General features: G+C 57.7%; 16 protein-coding genes. 5 read left to right on the forward strand and 11 right to left on the reverse strand.

The genetic code is table 11. From position 1 onward, the window contains the following. Window positions 1-13: 13 nt before the first annotated feature. The 5 genes from CKW17_RS15385 to kdpF all read right to left on the reverse strand — a co-directional run bounded on the left by CKW17_RS15385 (window position 14) and on the right by kdpF (window position 7,438). The gene (locus CKW17_RS15385; RefSeq protein ID WP_095120493.1) at window positions 14-2,665 is read right to left on the reverse strand and encodes a sensor histidine kinase KdpD; all 2,652 of its coding nucleotides are present in this window, start codon (window positions 2,663-2,665) and stop codon (window positions 14-16) included. 130 nt (window positions 2,666-2,795) lie between these two features. Further along, a complete protein-coding gene (kdpC, locus tag CKW17_RS15390) occupies window positions 2,796-3,341 on the reverse strand; it encodes a potassium-transporting ATPase subunit KdpC (protein ID WP_095120494.1) in 546 nt (181 codons plus the stop codon). A 230-nt stretch (window positions 3,342-3,571) separates the two neighbouring features. After that, window positions 3,572-5,635, reverse strand: coding sequence for a potassium-transporting ATPase subunit KdpB (kdpB, locus tag CKW17_RS15395; RefSeq protein WP_095120495.1), 2,064 nt, complete (start codon window positions 5,633-5,635; stop codon window positions 3,572-3,574). 10 nt (window positions 5,636-5,645) lie between these two features. Next, the gene (gene kdpA / locus CKW17_RS15400) at window positions 5,646-7,340 is read right to left on the reverse strand and encodes a potassium-transporting ATPase subunit KdpA (protein WP_095120496.1); all 1,695 of its coding nucleotides are present in this window, start codon (window positions 7,338-7,340) and stop codon (window positions 5,646-5,648) included. 8 nt (window positions 7,341-7,348) lie between these two features. Continuing rightward, window positions 7,349-7,438, reverse strand: a complete 90-nt coding sequence (kdpF, locus tag CKW17_RS15405; protein WP_007899818.1) for a K(+)-transporting ATPase subunit F — start codon at window positions 7,436-7,438, stop codon at window positions 7,349-7,351. A 399-nt stretch (window positions 7,439-7,837) separates the two neighbouring features. Between kdpF and eat the strand changes: the two genes are divergently transcribed. From eat to CKW17_RS15420, 3 genes are all read left to right on the forward strand, one after another. Further along, on the forward strand, window positions 7,838-9,202 hold the full coding sequence (eat, locus tag CKW17_RS15410; RefSeq protein ID WP_007908507.1) for an ethanolamine permease: 1,365 nt from the start codon (window positions 7,838-7,840) through the stop codon (window positions 9,200-9,202). Window positions 9,203-9,331: 129 nt separating this feature from the next. After that, window positions 9,332-9,499 (forward strand): DUF2897 family protein, encoded by a 168-nt coding sequence (locus CKW17_RS15415; protein WP_095120497.1) that lies wholly within the window; start codon window positions 9,332-9,334, stop codon window positions 9,497-9,499. A 137-nt stretch (window positions 9,500-9,636) separates the two neighbouring features. Continuing rightward, on the forward strand, window positions 9,637-10,191 hold the full coding sequence (locus CKW17_RS15420) for a TetR/AcrR family transcriptional regulator (protein ID WP_038364332.1): 555 nt from the start codon (window positions 9,637-9,639) through the stop codon (window positions 10,189-10,191). On the opposite strand, the gene fabF is transcribed toward CKW17_RS15420, so the two are convergent. The 4 genes from fabF to CKW17_RS15440 form a co-directional block, all read right to left on the reverse strand. Beyond that, window positions 10,188-11,462 carry a beta-ketoacyl-ACP synthase II gene (fabF, locus tag CKW17_RS15425; protein ID WP_095120498.1) on the reverse strand — a complete coding sequence of 425 codons (1,275 nt, stop codon included), beginning with the start codon at window positions 11,460-11,462 and terminating at the stop codon, window positions 10,188-10,190. The genes CKW17_RS15420 and fabF overlap by 4 nt on opposite strands. A gap of 22 nt (window positions 11,463-11,484) precedes the next feature. Beyond that, window positions 11,485-12,288, reverse strand: coding sequence for an SDR family oxidoreductase (locus CKW17_RS15430; protein ID WP_095120499.1), 804 nt, complete (start codon window positions 12,286-12,288; stop codon window positions 11,485-11,487). A 216-nt stretch (window positions 12,289-12,504) separates the two neighbouring features. Further along, window positions 12,505-12,840 (reverse strand): helix-hairpin-helix domain-containing protein, encoded by a 336-nt coding sequence (locus CKW17_RS15435; protein WP_007908495.1) that lies wholly within the window; start codon window positions 12,838-12,840, stop codon window positions 12,505-12,507. Between the two features lie 110 nt (window positions 12,841-12,950). Further along, window positions 12,951-14,945, reverse strand: a complete 1,995-nt coding sequence (locus CKW17_RS15440; RefSeq protein WP_095120619.1) for a nucleoside-diphosphate sugar epimerase/dehydratase — start codon at window positions 14,943-14,945, stop codon at window positions 12,951-12,953. A gap of 369 nt (window positions 14,946-15,314) precedes the next feature. Here CKW17_RS15440 and cysC point away from each other — a divergent pair, with 369 nt between their 5' ends. Together cysC and CKW17_RS15450 are read left to right on the forward strand one after the other, a co-directional pair. Continuing rightward, window positions 15,315-15,908: an adenylyl-sulfate kinase gene (cysC, locus tag CKW17_RS15445; RefSeq protein WP_095120500.1), complete on the forward strand. Its 594-nt coding sequence runs from the start codon at window positions 15,315-15,317 to the stop codon at window positions 15,906-15,908. Continuing rightward, window positions 15,905-17,284, forward strand: a complete 1,380-nt coding sequence (locus CKW17_RS15450) for an FAD/NAD(P)-binding protein (RefSeq protein ID WP_095120501.1) — start codon at window positions 15,905-15,907, stop codon at window positions 17,282-17,284. Before cysC ends, CKW17_RS15450 begins: the two co-directional genes overlap by 4 nt. 82 nt (window positions 17,285-17,366) lie before the next feature. Here CKW17_RS15450 and CKW17_RS15455 read toward each other — a convergent pair whose 3' ends face one another. Together CKW17_RS15455 and CKW17_RS15460 are read right to left on the reverse strand one after the other, a co-directional pair. Beyond that, on the reverse strand, window positions 17,367-18,431 hold the full coding sequence (locus CKW17_RS15455) for an NAD(P)-dependent oxidoreductase (RefSeq protein ID WP_095120502.1): 1,065 nt from the start codon (window positions 18,429-18,431) through the stop codon (window positions 17,367-17,369). Window positions 18,432-18,461: 30 nt separating this feature from the next. Next, on the reverse strand, window positions 18,462-19,961 hold the full coding sequence (locus CKW17_RS15460) for a hypothetical protein (protein ID WP_095120503.1): 1,500 nt from the start codon (window positions 19,959-19,961) through the stop codon (window positions 18,462-18,464). Window positions 19,962-19,964 lie beyond the last annotated feature (3 nt).

Below are 19,964 nucleotides of genomic sequence, written 5' to 3' on the forward strand. Positions count from 1 at the left end.
AGCGCAGTCGCAATCAGGCTTCATCGTCCATCCCCGGTTGCGTCTGCAACGGCAAGTGCAAGGTGATGCAGGTGCCGCGTCCGTCGATGCCATCGGCGACGCTGATACGACCGCCGTGCGCACCGACCATGCCCTGACAGATCGCCAGGCCCAGGCCGGTGCCCTGGCCACCGCGATCACCCCGGGCAGCGGTGTAGAACATGTCGAAAATCTTCGCCCGCTCGTCCTCGGGAATCCCCGGCCCTTCATCGCTGACCGAGAAGAAAATCTCCTCGTCATTCGCTCCCGCACTGAGTTGCAAGCGACCGTGAACGGGTGAGAAACGCGCTGCGTTTTCCAGCACATTGACCAGCGCCTGTTCGATCAACGCGGCATGCACGAACAACAGCGGCAACTCGCTCGGTACATCGGTGCTGACCTGCAGTGGCGCCAACACCGCACGCAGACGATTGAGCGAACTGCCGACGATATCTGCCGGCGATACCCAGTCTCGCGCAAGCTTCAGCGCGCCGTGGCCGAGCCGGGTCATGTCGAGCAGATTCTGAATGTAGCGGTCGAGGCGTTCGGCTTCATCGCGAGTGCCTTCGAGCAGTTCACGACGATCCTCCAGCGGGATCGCTTCGCCGAGGGCGAGCAAGCTGTCGATGCTGCCGCGCATGGCGGTCAGTGGCGTGCGCAAGTCGTGAGATACCGAGGCCAGCAAGGCACTGCGCAGTTGTTCGGTTTCACCGTGCAGGCGCGCGGCTTCCAGATCGTCCGCCAATTGCGCACGGGCCAGCGCTTGCGCCAACGGTTGACTCAACGCGGTAAGCAAACGCCGCCGTTGCCCGCTCAAGGTCTGGCCTTCTTTCGCGCAGACACCGAGCAACGCCAGCGGCCCGTCTTCGACTGACAGCGGCCACCACCACCAACGCCCGAACGGCAACGTGCCGGTGCCCATGCCCGCCGGTTGATCGTGCTGCCAGGCCCAGTCGGCGGCGGCACGCTCGGACTCGGTAAACTCCAACGGCCCGCCGGTCTCGACTTTCCAGCCGCCCTGGCCGTCGCGATTGAGCAGGCACAGTTGCAGATCGCTCCAGCCGTTGAGGTGTTGCGCGGCGGCGCTGACCACGGCTTGGCGATCGGTCGCGGCGGTGAGTTTGCGCGACAGGTCGAGCAGTTCGGTGGTTTCTTCCTGGGTGTCGCGCAAGGCCTGCAACTGCCGACGCTGACGCGCCGCGAGGTTGCCCGTCAGTGCCGCCATCAACAGGAAAAACAGCAGGGTCAGCACGTCTTCTTCGCGCTGAATGCTGAAGGAGAAATTCGGCGGAATGAACAGAAAATCGTAGGTCAGAAACGACAGCGCCGCGCAGGCCAGCGCCGGGCCGAGGCTGCTGCGCACCGCGACCAGCAACACGGCCGCGAGGAACACCAGCGAGATGTTCGGCAGTGGCAACACACTCGACACCGCCCACGCCAGAGCACTGGCCAACACGGTGGCGAACAGCGCCAGCGCATAGTCGAACCACACCAGGGTCAGCGGGTTTCGCGGGCGTGACTGCGGGTGTTCATGATCATTGTCGAGGACGTTGATTTCCAGCCCATGGGCTTGACGCAACAGACGCGCCGCCAAGCCACCACCGAACAGTCGACGACGCCAACTCGGCCGAGACTGGCCGACCAACACCAGACTCGCACGGCGCTCGGCAGCATGCTGGACCAAGGTTTTCGCCACTTCACCGGCGCGCAACAAAACCACTTCACCACCGAGGCGCTCCGCCAATTGCTGAGCGCTTTGCAGGCGCAGACGCGATTGCTCGTCGCGCACCGCACCGTTATCGACATGCACCAGACTCCACGGCAGATGCCGGCGCTGGGCGACGCGACTGGCATGGCGCACGAGGCGTTCGGCTTGCGCATCACCATCGACGCCGACCAGCAAGCGCCCACGCACCGCCGGAGCGGCCTGACCGAGCTGGCGATAGCCTTGGGCGAGATCGTTATCGACCTGCGCGGCGGCGGTTTGCATCGCCAGCTCACGCAACGCGGTGAGGTTGGTCTGGGTGAAAAACGCATCGATCGCCGCGCGCGCCTGCTCCGGCACGTAGACCTTGCCTTCACGCAAGCGCTCGAGCAATTCGCGCGGCGGCAGGTCGATCAGCAGCAGTTCGTAAGCTTCTTGCAGCACCCAGTCCGGCAGGGTTTCGCGCACTTGCACGCCGGTGATGCCGCGCACCTGATCATTGAGACTTTCCAGGTGCTGGACGTTGACCGTGGTGAACACGTCGATGCCGGCGGCGAGCAGTTCCTGAATGTCTTGCCAGCGTTTCGCGTGGCGACTGCCGGGGGCATTGCTGTGTGCCAGTTCATCGACCAGCACCAACTTCGGCTTGGCCGCGAGGAGGCCGTCGAGGTCCATTTCTTCGAGCATCACGCCACGGTATTCCGAGCGTACCAGCGGCTGCTGCGGCAGGCCGCCGAGCAGCGCTTCGGTTTCAGCGCGGCCGTGGGTTTCGACGACGCCCGCAATAACTTTCACGCCTTGGCGCAGCTGTGTGTGCGCAGCCTGAAGCATGGCGTAAGTCTTGCCGACACCGGGTGCGGCGCCGAGGAAAACCTTCAGGCGGCCACGGCCGTCACGGGGCAGGTCTGCTAACAGCGCGTCGGCGCGGCCGGAGTCGCTCATGCTTGATGTTCTCTCTTGCTGATGATTATGCGGTGACTGTCATGACCTCTTCGCGAGCAAGCTCGCTCCCACATTTGGAATGCGTATTCCTGTGGGAGCGAGCCTGCTCGCGAATGGCCGCGCCGCGGATTCAGAGTTTTTCCAGTGCCATGTTCAGCTCAAGCACATTCACCACCGGCGGCCCCACCAGCGGCTGTTCGATATGCGCATCGAGCAGCTGCTGAAGTGTCGATACCGGCACATTTCGCGCTGCCGAGACACGCGCCAGTTGATAGGCAATTGCTGCCGGTGGCAAGTGTGGATCGAGGCCACTGCCGGAAGTGGTCAGCAGCGCCAGCGGCACCGGACCCTGGCCGGGAACCTGCAGTTTGTTGGCCTCATCGATCACCCGCGTGGCGAGTGCCGGATTGCTCGGTGCCAGATTGCTCGCGCTGCTGGAAACCGTAGCAAACGCACCGGCGGAGGGACGTGGGTGGAACCACGCATCGCCGACAAAATCCTGCGCGATCAGCGACGAGCCGCGGACTTTGCCGTCGGCGTCGTGCACCAGGCTGCCGTTGGCTTGCGCGGGGAAGGCGACTTGCGCAATGCCGGTTACCACCAGTGGATAGGCGACGCCGGTGACCAGGGTTATCAGCACCAGCAGGCTCAGGGCCGGACGTATCATTGTGGACATTTCAAGATCCTCGAATTCGTTGGGCAAACTTTGGTGGGGTGTCAGGGAGATCTTTTCCCCCTCACCCCAACCCTCTCCCCCGAGGGGGCGAGGGAGAAAGGGAGCCGATTTGTGTGCTGTTCAAGACCTGAGTTCGGCTCGGGATTTCAGGTCTGTACAGCTCCCGTAAACATCTCGGTCAGTCCCCTCTCCCTCCGGGAGAGGGTTAGGGTGAGGGGCTCTTTTCCGCCTCACACCAGATGCAGCGCCGTGAGCAACATGTCGATCGCCTTGATCCCCACGAACGGCACCAGAATCCCGCCCAATCCATAGATCAACAGATTGCGTCGCAACAACGCCGCCGCACTCGCCGCCTGCACCCGCACACCGCGCAGCGCCAGCGGAATCAGCACGACGATGATCAAGGCGTTGAAGACAATCGCCGAGAGAATCGCGCTCTGCGGACTGGTCAACTGCATGATGTTCAGCACGCCCAGTTGCGGATAAATAGAGGCGAACAGCGCCGGCAGAATCGCGAAGTATTTGGCGACGTCGTTGGCGATGGAAAACGTCGTCAACGCACCACGGGTCACCAGCAATTCCTTGCCGATCTGCACCACGTCGAGCAGCTTGGTCGGGTCGCTGTCGAGGTCGACCATGTTCGCCGCTTCGCGTGCTGCTTGTGTGCCGTCGTTCATCGCCATGCCGACGTCAGCCTGGGCCAGCGCCGGGGCATCGTTGGCGCCGTCGCCGCACATCGCGACCAGGCGACCGTCGTTTTGTTCGTGACGAATGCGTGCGAGTTTTTTCTCCGGGGTGGCTTCGGCGAGGACGTCATCGACCCCTGCTTCAGCGGCAATGGCAGCGGCGGTCAGCGGGTTGTCGCCGGTGACCATTACGGTGCGAATGCCGAGTTTGCGCAGTTCGGCAAAACGCTCACGAATGCCCGGTTTGACCACGTCCTTGAGGTGGATCGCGCCAAGCAGTTTACCGTCGGCGCAGACCAGCAATGGTGTACCGCCGCTCTGCGCAATCTTGTCGATTTCCCGCGACAGTGCCGGAGCCAGATCCGAACGTTTCTGGCCGAGGAAACTCAGCAGCGAATCCACCGCGCCTTTGCGGTAGACACGACCCTGATAGTCGACACCTGACAAACGGGTTTCAGCGCTGAACGGCACAGCGGTCAGGGTTTCCAGCGCCGGCTCAGGCTGTGGGTGCAGACCGCGCAGGTATTCGACGATGGATTTACCTTCAGCGGTTTCGTCGGCCAGCGAAGCGAACAACGCACCTTCGGCCAGCTCACGACCACTCACACCCGGCGCGGCATACACCGCGCTGCAACGACGATTACCGAAGGTGATGGTGCCGGTCTTGTCCAGCAACAGCACATGCACGTCGCCCGCCGCTTCCACCGCGCGACCGGACTTGGCGATCACATTGAGGCGCACCAGACGATCCATCCCGGCGATACCGATCGCCGACAGCAAACCGCCAATGGTGGTCGGGATCAGCGTGACCAGCAACGCCACCAGAAACACCAGCGGCAGGCTGCCGTTGGCGAAATGGGCGAATGGCTGCAGCGTTACGACCACCAGCAGGAAGATCAGGGTCAGGCCGATCAGCAGGATATCCAGCGCCACTTCGTTCGGAGTTTTCTGGCGTTTGGCGCCTTCGACCAGCGCGATCATGCGATCGAGAGTGGACTCACCGGGGTTGGCGGTGATCTGCACCAGCAGCCAGTCGGACACCAGTCGTGTATTGCCGGTAACAGCCGAACGGTCACCGCCGGACTCACGAATCACCGGCGCCGATTCACCAGTGATCGCCGCTTCGTTGACCGCTGCGATGCCTTCGATGACTTCGCCGTCACCGGGGATCATCTCCCCGGCTTCGACGCGCACCACATCGCCTTTGCGCAGGCTAGCGGCTGGCACCACTTGAAAGCTGCCGTTGGCCAGTTTGCGTCGCGCGCTGAGGCCTTCGCTGCCAGCCTTGAGGCTGTCGGCGCGGGCCTTGCCGCGACCTTCGGCCAAGGCTTCGGCGAAGTTGGCGAACAGCACGGTGAACCACAGCCACAGGGCGATTTGCGCGGCGACGAAGGTCGGCACGTCGGCATCGGGAATAAAGCACAGCACGGTGGTGAAAATCGCCGTCAGCTCAACCACCAGCATCACCGGCGAACGCTTCAACTGCCGAGGGTCGAGCTTGACGAAAGCTTGCAGCAGCGCCGGCCGCCACAGGGCCGAGATCGCGGTTTTCGGTGCTTCTGCCGACTTGGTCGGCTCTGCAGGTTTTGCAGGAACGTGCATATTCATGATGGATTCCTTAGAAGCCCATACTTAAATGTTCGGCAATCGGGCCGAGCGCCAGAGTCGGCAGAAAGGTCAGGCCGCCCACCAGCAAAATGGTCACGGTCAACAGGGTGACGAACAGCGGGCCATGGGTCGGGAAGCTGTTCTGGCCGATCGGCGCGGTTTTCTTCATCGCCAGGCTGCCGGCCAAGGCCAGAACCGGAAGGATGTAACCGAAGCGACCGATCAACATGCCCAGGCCCAGCATCAGATTGTGGAACGGGGTGTTGGCGCTCAGGCCACCGAATGCCGAACCGTTGTTGGCGCTGGCCGAGGTGTAGGCGTAGAGCAACTGGCTGAAACCGTGCGGGCCGGGGTTGCTGATGGTTGCCGCAGCACTGGGAACCGCGGCGGCAATCGCACCGAGCACCAGCACGCCAACCGGCATGACCAGCAAGGTCACCACCAGCAATTGCACTTCCCGCGCCTGCAGTTTCTTGCCGAGGTATTCCGGCGTACGCCCGATCATCAGACCGGCGAGAAACACCGCGATCAGCACGTTGAGCAACATGCCGTAGAGCCCGGCACCGACGCCGCCGAAGATCACTTCGCCGACCATCATGTTGACCAGCGCAACCATGCCGCTGAGCGGGTTGAGGCTGTCGTGCATGCCGTTGACCGAGCCGTTCGAGGCCGCCGTGGTTGTCACCGACCACAGCACGGTGGCGGTGGTGCCGAAGCGTGCTTCCTTGCCTTCCAGCGGCGCAGTCTGTTCGACGGCTGCGTTGTTCAGAGTCGGGTTCGGTTGATATTCGGCCCACAGCGAGGTCGCGCCGCCGATCAGGAACAACGCCAGCATGCAGGCGATGATCGCGCGGCTCTGGCGCAGGTCTTTGACGTAGTGACCGAAAGTGAAAACCAGCGCCACCGGGATCAGAATGATCGAAGCGACTTCGAACAAGTTGCTCCACGCGGAAGGGTTCTCGAACGGGTGCGCCGAGTTGACGCCGAAGAAGCCACCACCGTTGGTGCCCAGTTGCTTGATCGCAATCTGGCTGGCGGCCGGGCCGAGCGGAATCACTTGATCAACGCCTTGCATCGTCACGGCATTCACATATTGTGCGAAGGTTTGCGGCACGCCCTGCCAGACCAGATACAGCGCCAGTAACAGGCACAGTGGCAGCAAGCCGTAGAGGGTGGCGCGGGTCATGTCGACCCAGAAGTTGCCGAGGGTTTTCGTCGACTTGCGGCCGATGCCACGGCACAACGCAACCAGCACGGCGAGGCCGGTGGCAGCGCTGACGAAGTTCTGCACGGTGAGACCGACCATCTGGCTCAGGTAGCTGAGGGTGGCTTCACCGCTGTAGGACTGCCAGTTGGTGTTGGTCATGAAACTGACCGCGGTGTTGAACGCTTGGGTCCATTCCTGTCCCGGCAGGTTCTGCGGGTTCAGCGGCAAGTGATCCTGGAACAACAGAATCGCGAACAGCAGCAGGAAACCGGCGAGATTAAACGCGAGCAGCGCCAGGGTGTACTTCTGCCAGCTCTGCTCAGCCTCGGAGTCGACCCCGGCGATGCGATAGCAACCGCGCTCGACCGGGCCGAGAACCGGCGTCAGCCAGGTGCGCTGACCTTCCATCACCTTGTAGTAGAAGCGCCCGAGGAACGGCGCCGGCAGCAAGACCACCGCAAAAAACGCGAGGATCAGCCAATAGTCATAACTGTGCATAGCCGCTCCTAGTTCCGATCCGCGCGCAACAGCGCAACCAACAGATAAATGAACAGCCCCACTGCCAATAGCAGTGACACCCCGTCCAGAACGCTCATGGAAGATCTCCGTGTTACGGCGTATTGCCGTGTGTGCAGGCATTGTCGGAAAGGAGGCTGTAAAGGAACGAGAGCGAGGGTGTTGGCTGTGCATAAAGAAAGCGTAAAGAGTGGGTTTATGCGGGCGTTACAGCAGTTTTTTGCGCCGTCAGGCCGGGCCTCTTCGCGAGCAGGCTCGCTCCCACAATTTGAAATGCATTCCCCTATGGGAGCGAGCCTGCTCGCGAAGACGGCATAACCGCCAACATCGCACCCAACTGGCGCACAAAAAGCAGCTATCCCACCGCGAACATCCCCGATACGACAGCTTTCAACTCATTACGACTTGTTTCAGCGCACTGGCACGTCCACTGCAAACGCCCTACCCCGAGCTTTCCAAACCGTTCAGGGGGCAAACGCATGAACACACAACTCAAACCCACACTAGGCACCTTGCACCTGTGGGGCATCGCCGTAGGGCTGGTGATTTCCGGGGAATACTTCGGCTGGAGTTATGGCTGGGGCGTCGCCGGGACGCTGGGTTTCCTGGTGACCTCGTTCATGGTCGCGACCATGTACACCTGCTTTATCTTCAGCTTCACCGAACTGACCACCGCGATTCCCCATGCGGGCGGGCCGTTTGCCTACAGCCGCCGCGCCTTCGGTGAAAAAGGTGGATTGATCGCAGGTCTGGCGACGCTGATCGAATTCGTTTTCGCCCCACCGGCAATCGCCCTGGCCATTGGCGCCTACCTTAATGTGCAATTTCCGGCACTCGATCCGAAACACGCGGCGGTCGGCGCCTACATCGTGTTCATGGGCCTGAACATTCTTGGCGTGAAGTTGGCGGCGACTTTCGAATTGATCGTCTGCGTACTGGCCGTCGCGGAATTGCTGGTGTTCATGGGTGTGGTCGCGCCGGCGTTCAGCTTCAGCAACTTCGCTCTCAATGGCTGGGCGGGGTCGGATGTGTTTGGCGCACCGGCAATTGCCGGGATGTTCGCGGCCATTCCGTTTGCGATCTGGTTCTTCCTCGCCATCGAAGGCGCAGCGATGGCTGCCGAAGAAGCCAAGGATCCCAAGCGCACGATTCCCAAGGCCTACATCAGCGGCATCCTGACCCTGGTGCTGCTGGCGATGGGCGTGATGTTCTTTGCCGGCGGCGTTGGCGACTGGCGCACCCTGGCCAACATCAACGACCCGCTACCGCAAGCGATGAAAACCGTGGTCGGCGACAACTCCGGCTGGCTGCACATGCTGGTGTGGATCGGCCTGTTCGGCCTGGTGGCGAGTTTCCACGGGATCATTCTGGGTTACTCGCGTCAGTTCTTTGCCCTCGCCCGCGCCGGTTATCTGCCGGCCTCGCTGGCGAAACTCTCACGCTTCCAGACGCCGCATCGGGCAATCATTGTCGGCGGCATCATTGGCATTGCCGCGATTTACAGTGACGGTCTGATCAACCTCGGCGGCATGACCCTCACCGCGGCGATGATCACCATGGCCGTGTTCGGCGCCATCGTGATGTACATCATGAGCATGCTCAGCCTGTTCAAGCTGCGTAAATCGGAACCCAATCTCGAGCGTACTTTCCGCGCGCCGTGCTATCCGTTGATTCCGCTGATCGCCTTGGTACTGGCGGTGGTGTGTCTGGTGGCGATGGCTTGGTTCAACGCGTTGATCGGCTTGATCTTCCTCGGCTTCATGGCGGTCGGTTTCGGCTACTTCCTGCTCACCGGGCAACTGCGCGCAAATGCACCGGCCGATGCGATGCTGACAGGTAATTGAGGGATTTCGGGTGTACCGGGTACAAGCGGCCTAGAATGGAACCACTGCGAGTTCACTTCGCTCAAAAGTGGTATGCAGCGTTGCACGGCGAAATCCTCGTCCGTCGACCTGCCATTAAGGAGAGCCGTTATGCCTTGGTATGCGTGGTTGATTCTGGTCGTTGCAATCGGCTCGATCGTCGGCGGATTGATGATGTTGCGCGACACCGCCAACAAGGTCGATCTGACCGATGAAGAACGCAAGCGCGTTGCCCAACGCAATGCCGAAGCTGATGCCAAAGATGCACAAGACCGTTGAACACAACCCCGCCTGATCGGCGGGGTTTGTGCTTTTTATAGCCATTGGACCTATCTGCACGCTTTTAAGAAGTAGAAGTACAGTCACCATCTAATTTTCCTTGGTTAAGATGGGGACATTGTTGCGGAGAGTTCCAAATGCGTTATTCGCAGGACCATAAAGCCCAGACCCATCAGCGCATCATCAAGGAGGCTTCGGCACGCTTTCGCAAGGACGGAATCGGCGCTACCGGTCTGCAACCCCTGATGAAAGCGCTGGGCTTGACCCATGGCGGTTTCTACTCACATTTCAAATCCAAGGACGAGTTGGTCGAGAAGGCTTTGCAAGAGGCCGGTAACCAGGTCGACGGGTTATGCGCCGAGATTTTTTCGCAGGATAATCCGCTTGATGCCTTTATCGAGACGTACCTGTCCGAATGGCACCAGACATCGCCACATGAGGGTTGTCCGTTGCTGACCATTTCTTCCGAGCTGGGCCTGCGCGGCCAACCGAGTCCCACCAGCGATGTGGTCCTCAATGCTCGGCTGGAGCAGATCGAGAACAGCCTCGAAGGTGAGAACAGCGCAGACCGCGCCATCGTCATCATGTCGACACTGGTCGGCGCGCTGCTGCTGTCACGCAGCGTCGCGGATGCCGAGTTTGCGCAACGCATTCTCGATGTCACCCGCGATCACCTCAAGAACCGGGACTAAGCCTGCCAGCGCTTGAACAGCACGCTGGCATTGACTCCGCCAAACCCGAAACCATTGGACAGTGCATATTCGATCGACATCGGCCGCGCCTGGCCATGGACGATGTCCACCCCTACGCTTGCCGGATCCGGATTGTCGAAATTCAAAGTCGGCGGTACCACCTGATCACGAATTGCCAAGAGCGTGAAGATCGCTTCAAGCCCGCCAGCGGCGCCGAGCAAATGACCGGTGGCTGACTTGGTCGAGGTCACGGCGATTTTATTCTGCGTGCCGAACAACGCTTTGATCGCCGCCAACTCGCCGAGGTCGCCCACCGGGGTCGAGGTCGCGTGAGCATTGAGGTGCTGCACCTGATCCGGCGTGATTCCCGCCTGCGCCAATGCCAGCGTCATCGCCCGCCGCGCGCCACTGCCATCTTCAGGCCCGGCCGTCAGGTGATAGGCGTCGGCGCTGGTGCCATAACCGACCAGTTCCGCCAGCGGCGTCGCGCCTCGGGCCAAGGCATGTTCCAAAGACTCGATCACCAGCAGCCCCGCGCCCTCGCCCATCACGAAACCGTCGCGACCGCTGTCGAACGGCCGAGATGCGCGCTCCGGGGTGTCGTTGTAACCGCTCGACAGTGCCCGAGCCGCCGCGAAACCGGCCAGACTGACGCGGTCGATGCAGGCTTCCGCGCCGCCACACACGGCAATATCCGCTTCGCCGGCGCGGATCAATCGCGCCGCATCGCCGATCGCTTGAACACCCGCAGCGCACGCCGTCACGGGTGCGCCCAAAGGACCTTTGAGGCCATGCTGAATGGACACGTGGCCTGCCGCGAGATTGACCAGAAACGACGGAATGGTAAATGGCGATAATCGCCGAGGACCGCGGCTGTCGGTCGTGCGAACAGCGTCGGCAATCGCGCCGAAACCGCCGACACCGGAGCCGATGATCGTCGCTGTACGTTCTTGGTGTTTGCTCTCTGACGGATGCCAGTCAGCCTGCTCCAGCGCCTGCCGAGCGGCCTCCATGGCGAACAGAATGAAGCGGTCCATCTTCTTCTGTTCCTTGGGTGGCGTGGCGCGATCCGGATCAAATCCTGCTTCAGCGTCCTCTTCCAGCGTTGGCACCGCGCCGCCGACTCGCGTGGGCAAATCAGCGACCGTTGCCTCAGGCAAGTTACGCAAACCAGAACGCCCGGCCAGCAAACGCTGCCATACGACTTCAAGATCGCTGCCCAAGGGTGAAACCAGGCCCATGCCCGTGACGACTATTCGACGCGAATCCATACCGTGGTGACCTCTGATCATTTCAATTGCCGGACTTGTAGCGTTGGGCTGCCGCACTGCGGGAAAGGTTCGGCGCCATGACATGGCGAGCCGCAACAAATGCGTGCCATTCGCCTGCATCAGGCAGTGAAGGAATGGTGATCAACTCGCCCTGATCCAGCCCGGCCAGCGCCGCATCGACCATCTCACCTGCATCCATGACCATTTCTGCCGGAATGCCACTGGCATCGATACCGGAGCGCTCCCAGATTTCGGTGCGGGTTACGCCGGGCAGCACGGCCTGGATCTGCACGCCGGTGCCTTCGAGTTCAGTGTTCAGCGACTGGGTCAGGCTCAGTACGTAAGCTTTGCTGGCGCTGTAGGTCGCATTGAAGCGCTCCGGAAACAACGCCACCACCGAGGCGATATTGATGATCGTGCCGCGCCCGGCCTTAGCGAAACTCGCGGCCGCGGCCGAGGCAAGGCGCGTGACGGCGGTGATGTTCAACTGGATCAACCGCTCCAACTGGTCCATATCGGCGTTGGCCAGTAATCCGTCCGCTGCCACACCAGCGTTATTGACCAGCAGGCTGATGCTGGAATCGCTGCGCAGGCGTTGTTCGAGTTTGAGTACGTCATCCTTCTGCGTCAGATCTGCCTTGAGGACTTCAACCTGAACGCCATGGGCATCACGCAAATGGCTCGCAGAACTTTCCAGACGGTCCTTGTCACGGGCAACCAGCAGCAGATCAAAACCACGCGCCGCCAGGCGCTGAGCGTAAATCGCACCGATACCGGACGATGCGCCGGTAACGAGAGCAGTACCTTGGGATTGGGCGGAACTCATGAGAATGCTCCTGGAACGCTTGATGAAGGAAGTTGCCGATGAGCCATGTTGGCTCGACGCACCGGCAAATTATTATAGGCATAATCCAAACGCCATATGATAGCCGTAATTTTAAATTGGCCGACGGCTGCCCTCTCCGCCAACACTAGCGGCCATGCGCTGCGCAAGTAAAAAAGGCCGGTCAATGACCGGCCCCCTTGGCGTTGAACACTTAGCTTAGTTGACTTCCAGCTTGTCGCGATTGCGATCCAGAATCGCCTTGCCGATACCCTTCACTTCCAGCAACTCATCCACCGATGCAAAAGGCCCGTTTGTTTCACGATAAGCAACAATCGCTTTGGCCTTGGCCTCACCAACTCCCGCCAGCTCCTTTTGCAGCGTTGCCGCGTCGGCATCGTTAAGATCGATTTTTGCACTCAGAGAAGGTGCCGCGGTATCCATCACCAAAGGCGCCTTGGGCGACTCCGCTGGCGCAACAGGTGCGGCAATAGCGGCGATCGAGGCGCTGGTAAGGAAAGCGAAAATCAGAGAGTAGAAGTAACCGGTACGCATTAGTGACGCTCCATCATCGTTTGAGAAAGCAGCTTTTCCGAAGCTGCTCTCCAAACGTAGGTCATGATGGAGCTGTGTCAAAAATACGAGCGTTACAGGATGTGAAACAATCAGGGCTCGAGACGGCGTTGCTGGTAGATCCAGTCGACGATCTCGCCGTCGGGGGTGTAGCCACTGACGGTCTCGCGCAGCAATTGGCGAACGCGTGAATAGTCATCCTGCTCGACGGCAGACAGCAAATCCGTCAAACGAAGCTTGAGCAAGTCCCATGGCAAATGATCTTCGCTGGCACTCATGATCATAGGGTGCGGTGTAGCCGCCACGTTGTCCCCGATCAGCAACTCTTCGTACAGCTTCTCTCCCGGGCGAAGTCCCGTAAATTCAATGGAAATATCACCTTGCGGATTACGTTCAGAACGAATGCTCAATCCCGACAGATGAATCATTTTCTCAGCCAGTTCGACGATTTTTACCGGCTCCCCCATGTCCAGGACAAATACATCCCCGCCCTGCCCCATAGATCCTGCCTGGATGACCAATTGCGCAGCCTCGGGAATGGTCATGAAATAGCGGGTGATCTTGGGATGAGTGACCGTCAACGGGCCGCCGGACTTGATCTGGCTGTGAAACAACGGAATCACCGAACCGGACGATCCCAGAACATTACCGAACCGAACCATGGTGAAGCGGGTTTTATTAACCCGGGAAACGTTGGCCTTGTCGCCGAACATCACCGGGGCAACCTCCCGACTCAGCGCCTGTAGGGTCAACTCAGCCAGACGTTTGGTGCTACCCATGACATTCGTCGGCCGCACAGCCTTGTCGGTAGAAATCAGGACAAAATTCGAGACCCCGGACTGAAGCGCTGCCTGAGCGGTATTGAGGGTTCCGAATACGTTGTTGAGGACACCCTCCGCAATATTATGTTCCACCATTGGTACATGCTTGTAAGCCGCCGCGTGGTAGACAGTGTCGACCTTCCAGGTCTTCATCACATCGAGCAGCTTTTCCTGATGACGAATAGAGCCCAGAATCGGTAGCAGCCGCACAGAAACCGACTGCCGAGCCCCGCGCCCCTCCAACTCCGTCAGGATGCTGTAAAGGTTGAATTCACTGTGTTCGAACAACAACAGCGTCGTCGGCTCGAGCAAGAAGATCTGTCGGCATAACTCCGAACCAATTGAACCACCGGCACCGGTGACCATGACGGTCTTACCTTTTATACAACGCTCCAGCAGGTCTGGCTGGGCTGGCACCGAATCTCGTCCAAGCAGATCGGCGATATCCACTTCCTGAATATCTTCAACCTTCACTCGACCGCTAGCCAGATCCGTGAAATTGGGAACGCTGCGTATATGGAGGGGGAATCCTTCCAGCAGATTCAGAATCTCCCTGCGTCGAGCACGCGTCGAAGACGGGAGCGCGAGAAGGATTTCCTGCGCCCCCGTGGCGTCGATCATTTGCTGAATATGCTTGGGTTTGTAGACCTGCAGACCTGAAATCGAACGATCGGCAATGCTGGAGTCATCATCAATGAACGCAACAGGGCGCATGGCTCGCCCCATGCGCAATGCGGCGACCAGTTGGTTACCCGCAACACCCGCACCATAGATAGCCACTTTCGTCAGACCATCATCGCGTGATGTAAAGGGTACGTGCTGGGCGGCTGTGAACCAATCCCCCATGAAGTAGTGACGCATGCACAGACGCAAACCACCGATGATGACAAGACTGAGCCACCAGTAGTTGAAAACGATGGACCGGGGCACCACCGCCTCATGGTTGCTATACCAATAAACCACCAGTGCCAGAAACAGCGAAGAGAGACTTACAGCCTTGATGATCGCGATGAGCGCATCGTTGCCGAAATATCGCATGACAGCGCGGTACATGCCAAAACGGATAAAAAGGGGGATGGCGATGACGGGGGCACAAGCGAAGAGCCAGAGATGAACCTTCAAGGGATTGTACATGTCGTCGATGCCCAGACGAACGATGAACGCAAGCCAGAGCGCACCCCACACAAGCACGACGTCGGTGGCAACCTGTATCAGCCGTTTCTTGCGCCGCGGTAACCCCACCAGAAAAGATCGAATTTTATCCATTAGCATAATGGCTTAGTGCCCACTCCTTTCACCAAGGTCAGCGTTTCACATTGTAACCGTCTACCAGGACTCTAGGTGAACTCAAATTGGTTGCCCCCCACCAGGAGCGATCTCGCTCGTGCCAAATATTTCGCGACTCTGACAATTGAAATGTAACCTTTGAAGCAGAGAATGTCATATTTTGAGAGGGGTTACGGCGGTAAAAAGCGGAAAGGAAATTGAGACACACAGGGACATCGGCTACACTTGAGGGCATTCGCAATGCTATTCAGAACAAATGGAAATAATCTACAGAACATCAGAAATACATCTTGCCTGATTATCAAACAAACCTGCCACTTGTAACCAATTAGTTGCAAAAGAGATATCATGACTAGAAATCTTACCTCACCTCCTCAAGTGGTAACAACTGAAGATCGAACAGCGCTTAAAGGGCAGAGGCCGATCGTTATATGGCTGACAGGATTGAGCGGCGCAGGCAAGTCTACCATCGCCAACGCCTTGGAACTGGCACTATTAGAAGCCGGACGACACACTTATCTTCTTGACGGAGATAACGTCAGGCTAGGCCTGTGCAATGATCTTGGATTCTCCGATCGCGACCGTGAAGAGAACATCCGAAGAATCTCGGAAGTTGCAAAATTATTTCTAGATGCCGGGCTTATCGTAATAACGGCATTCATTTCGCCGTTTCTGCGTGATAGGGCCTTGGCACGCAGAGTTATTGGCGATCAAAATTTCATTGAAGTCCATATCGATACGCCTTTGACCGAGTGTGAACGTCGCGACCCGAAGGGCTTGTATGGAAAAGCAAGACAGGGACTGATCAAGAACTTCACTGGAATTGATTCAGCCTATGAAGCGCCTGTTGCGCCGAAGATAAGAATCAATACACTTGAAGAGGACCTCGAAAAATCGGTACAGCGCATTCTTGCTGTCCTTCAAGAAAACCTGGAAGCATGAACACATTTGTCGTTGTTGGAGCAGGTTTCAGCGGAACCGTCGCAGCTGTCGAGTTTTTGAATCGTGTACAACACGAAGCTCATCTACTCATCATCAACCGGTCTGGACTGATTGCTCGCGGACTTGCATATGGCACCAATAGTCCACTGCATCTTTTAAATGTACCAGCCGGTAACATGACAGCCCTTGCAGACGAGCCAGACTCCTTCCTCAACTATTGCCTTGAGCGCAACATGGAAGTGACGGCGAGTTCGTTTGTTTCGCGCAAAGTGTATGGCGACTATCTCGAACACTTGCTCAATCAGGCAATTGAACGCTCTTCGCCTCGCGTTAAAACAACTCAGATCAGTGCCGAAGTTGTCAGCCTTACTCCAAACGATCAAGGCGCCACCATTGAATTAGACTCGGGAGAGATATTCAAAGCTGATCAAGTCACATTGGCTTTCGGGCACTTCCCTCCCAGCAATCCTTCGGGCCTCGGGTCTGTGAGCGAAACGCACTACTATCAGCAGGACCCTTGGGAACAACACGCTGACTCTCAAATCCAGAAGCATGAGCCGATACTCTTGATCGGAGGCGGACTAACAGCAATAGATGTCATCAGCAACTTGATGAAGTCAAATCATCTCGGCAAAATTTACATGCTTTCGCGACGTGGCTTACTACCTAAACCTCATCGTATCGCGAGAGGTCAGCATACGGATCACACAAGCACCCGCAATCGCCTTCTTGAGTCAAAGCCATCGATACTTGGCTATCTGAAAATCATCCGGACTGCGATAAAAGCCGGACGAAGTGAACAGATTGACTGGCGGGATGTTATTGCATCGATTCGCCCCATTACTGCAGACCTCTGGAAACGCCTTCCCGACACCGAACGCCGTCGATTCCTGCGCCATCTCCAAAGCTACTGGGACGTACATCGCCACAGGGTCGCGCCGGATACATTCCAGATATTCGAAGATGCGTTAGACCGTGGCCAACTGATTCCATTGGCCGGACGAATCGTCTCGATGGATGTCGTGAACGGCGCTGTGAATGCAGTGATAAAGGAACGACGCAAGGCATCAACTCGATTACTGACCGTCAACCTGGTTGTGAACTGCACAGGCCCTACTTCCGATCCAGAAAGAACCAAAAGCCCTCTTGTCAAAAAGCTATTGAGGGAAGGACTGGTTGTTTCAGACACCTTGGGTTTGGGTGTTTGTGTAAACGATGATTACTGTCTGAAAAACACTCAAGGCGAGCCAAATGAATGGCTAAGCTATGTCGGCCCCATGCTAAAAGCCGATCACTGGGAGCTTACTGCGGTTCCCGAATTGCGTGTCGCGGCACGCTCGGTAGCATTAAGCGTCTGCAAGAAGTTTGAAAGGTAGGGCGCCGGCAGTAGTGTCAGCATGGAAAAAAATCCAAAAAAAGGGTGATCAATAGATCACCCTTTATTCATGTCAGACGATTTCAGGCTTGAGCGCCATCATCAATCCACTTGCAAAGGATGTGTACACCCTCTTCAACCATGATTTTTGGCGACCAGTTCAGAACGTCCTTGGTCTCCTCAATGGTGCAAGAAGCGTGACGCACATCACCATGGCGATACTTGCCATTGATATGATGCTCAGGAGCTTTGTAGTAGCGAGAAATGATATCCGCCAACTGGGCTACGCTGGTCGCTTCGCCCGAACCTACGTCATAAGGCTTGGTGGTACCGTCGGAGTGGATGGTCGCAGCAAAAATTGCGTTGGCCACATCGTCGATGAAAACGAAGTCGCGAATAATTACGCCATCTTCATAGACCGGAATACTCTTGCCTTCTTTCGCCATACGCGCGAACAGAGAAACGATACCGGTATAGGAGTTGATCAGGGACTGACCTGGACCATAAACGTTCTGTAGACGCAGCATTACAGGCGTCACGCCAAGTGCAAGGCACCAGGAGCTGAGGATATGTTCTTGAGCAAGCTTGGTTGCACCGTAAACACTGGTTGGATCAGGTGTTGTGGTATGAGAGTTGAATGGCAAAGCCTGAAGGCCAGGGAAATCCCACTCTGCGCGCTCCAGTTGCTCCCGGGAACGCTGGCCCGGATAAACGATCGCACCGTTAGCACCTTTCCATGCCCCTTCACCATAAACGGCACGGCTGGAAGTCAGAACAATACGCTCAGGCAACGCTTCCGGATTGTTGCGCACGAGCGCATCCAGCATCTGCGTCGTACCAGTAACGTTGACATGAGCGTGACGGCTCGCTTCCATCAACGATTGGCCGGTGCCTGTTTCTGCTGCCAAATGAATAACGACATCGGGAGCAAAGTCTTTCAAGACCCGATCCCAGTCCTCAGGACTGGTGACATCGCCTTTCACAAACTCAACACGCGAGTCCAGTGCCGCCGGACGCTCTGCGCTTGGATGCACCTGAGGATGGAGATTGTCGAAAGCAACAACTCGGCTGAATTGCCCGGCCAACAAAGGAGACAAAGCACAGCCGATAAAGCCCGCGCCGCCGGTAACTAGACATGTCTTGCTCATTAACCACTCCTGATCTTGATTCAAAAAAAATTACTTCGCGTCCTGCACAACCATGGAAACCTTGCCCAGGGTCACCTGAACAGAAGGATCCATATTTTCAAAACTGACTTGAGCACCCTCAACCTCGGAGGTAAGGCTCAAAAAGAGCTCATTATCTCCCTGTGCGTAGCGCTCGGCAAACTCCACCGGTCGCCCGTCCTTCACCCCTTGAATCTTGAGTGTGCCTGGGGCGCTTGCCTTCAGGGAAATCCGCACCGTTCGCAAACCTTTCGATGAGTCCGCCCACGTAAGCGCGAAAGAGCCCTTCAAATCCGAATTACCGCTCGTGGTGAGGACCGGGGATTCGTTGGCCACGTTGACACGGGCGCCTTGGCTCACAGCAAGATCATAGTTATTGGCGGATAACCACAAGTAACTCTCGCTCAAAATGTTATCGAGATGACGCTCAGTCATCACGTAGAGCACAACATCCGGTTTGTACTTCTCAATCAGGGCCGGAACATTAGGAGCGAGCGATTGATTGTCGATGTTATGTCGAACCTGAATCGTTTCATAAAAGGCTGCTTGCAAGTACGGCGACAATGAGTCCCCCATCGAATCCCGCAACACCAACGCTCTCAAGTGTTTTTTCGCCGATTCGTTGCGGGTATTTCGCGGTAGATCCAATAGCCCTGTGTGAGTACTGCCTGGCACAACCTGAGCTGAGCCATCATCACCTACGATCGCAAATTCAGGCAAAGGGGAAGCCAGCTTGGGCATCGTCCAAGGATTGGGTTCCGGCAGGCTGATCATTGCTTTGAATTCACTTCCGTAATTAGGATTTACGACAGCACCATCAGCCGAAGGAACGTACAGATCCTTGAATTTCGGATCGAGTGTGGCCAGTCTGTTGCTAATTTCCCTCCAGCCTACCCAAGCGCCAAAATCCGTCCAATGACTATTGAATGGCGAATAGGTATCTCCAATTGAGCGAGCCTGTTGCAGACTTGGACGCAAATCAATCAACGGCAGATGCTGCGGCGAACTCAGTAACTGATCGAAGATGTGAGTACCAATGCGCCCCTCGGACCATTGAGGAAGCTTATCCGGATAAATAGACCACTTGGCTGGCGCGACAACAAACAACATCGGAATATCGCGACGAGCCAACCACTGCTCTTGGCCACCTACTGTGCCGCTCCAGGCGTTCAGTTCAGCATCATTATAGTGACGACGTCCGAGAGCCTGTGACATGTTCTTGTTGAAGAAGTCTCCCAGAAAAACCCAACCATCACGTCCGACAACAGCGATAGCCTTGTCATTGGTGGTCCCGAGAGCGTAAAGAAAACTCGAGTAGCCCTCGACGGCGTTATTCCAGAGCGGCGTGGTTCTGCGAATCCCGTCCCTCAGGTTTGCCCATTCACCCGGATGCTTAATGATGGACTTTATCGCAGGAGCGAACTGGGGAGAAAACATCACCGCAATACCAGGCACGCACAAGGCGAGCATGAACAACCCAATGATGACCCGTGGCGTAAATACTGATCTCATATA

Origin of the sequence: Pseudomonas sp. Irchel s3f10 (assembly GCF_900187515.1) — a bacterium.
GTDB lineage: Bacteria > Pseudomonadota > Gammaproteobacteria > Pseudomonadales > Pseudomonadaceae > Aquipseudomonas > Aquipseudomonas tensinigenes.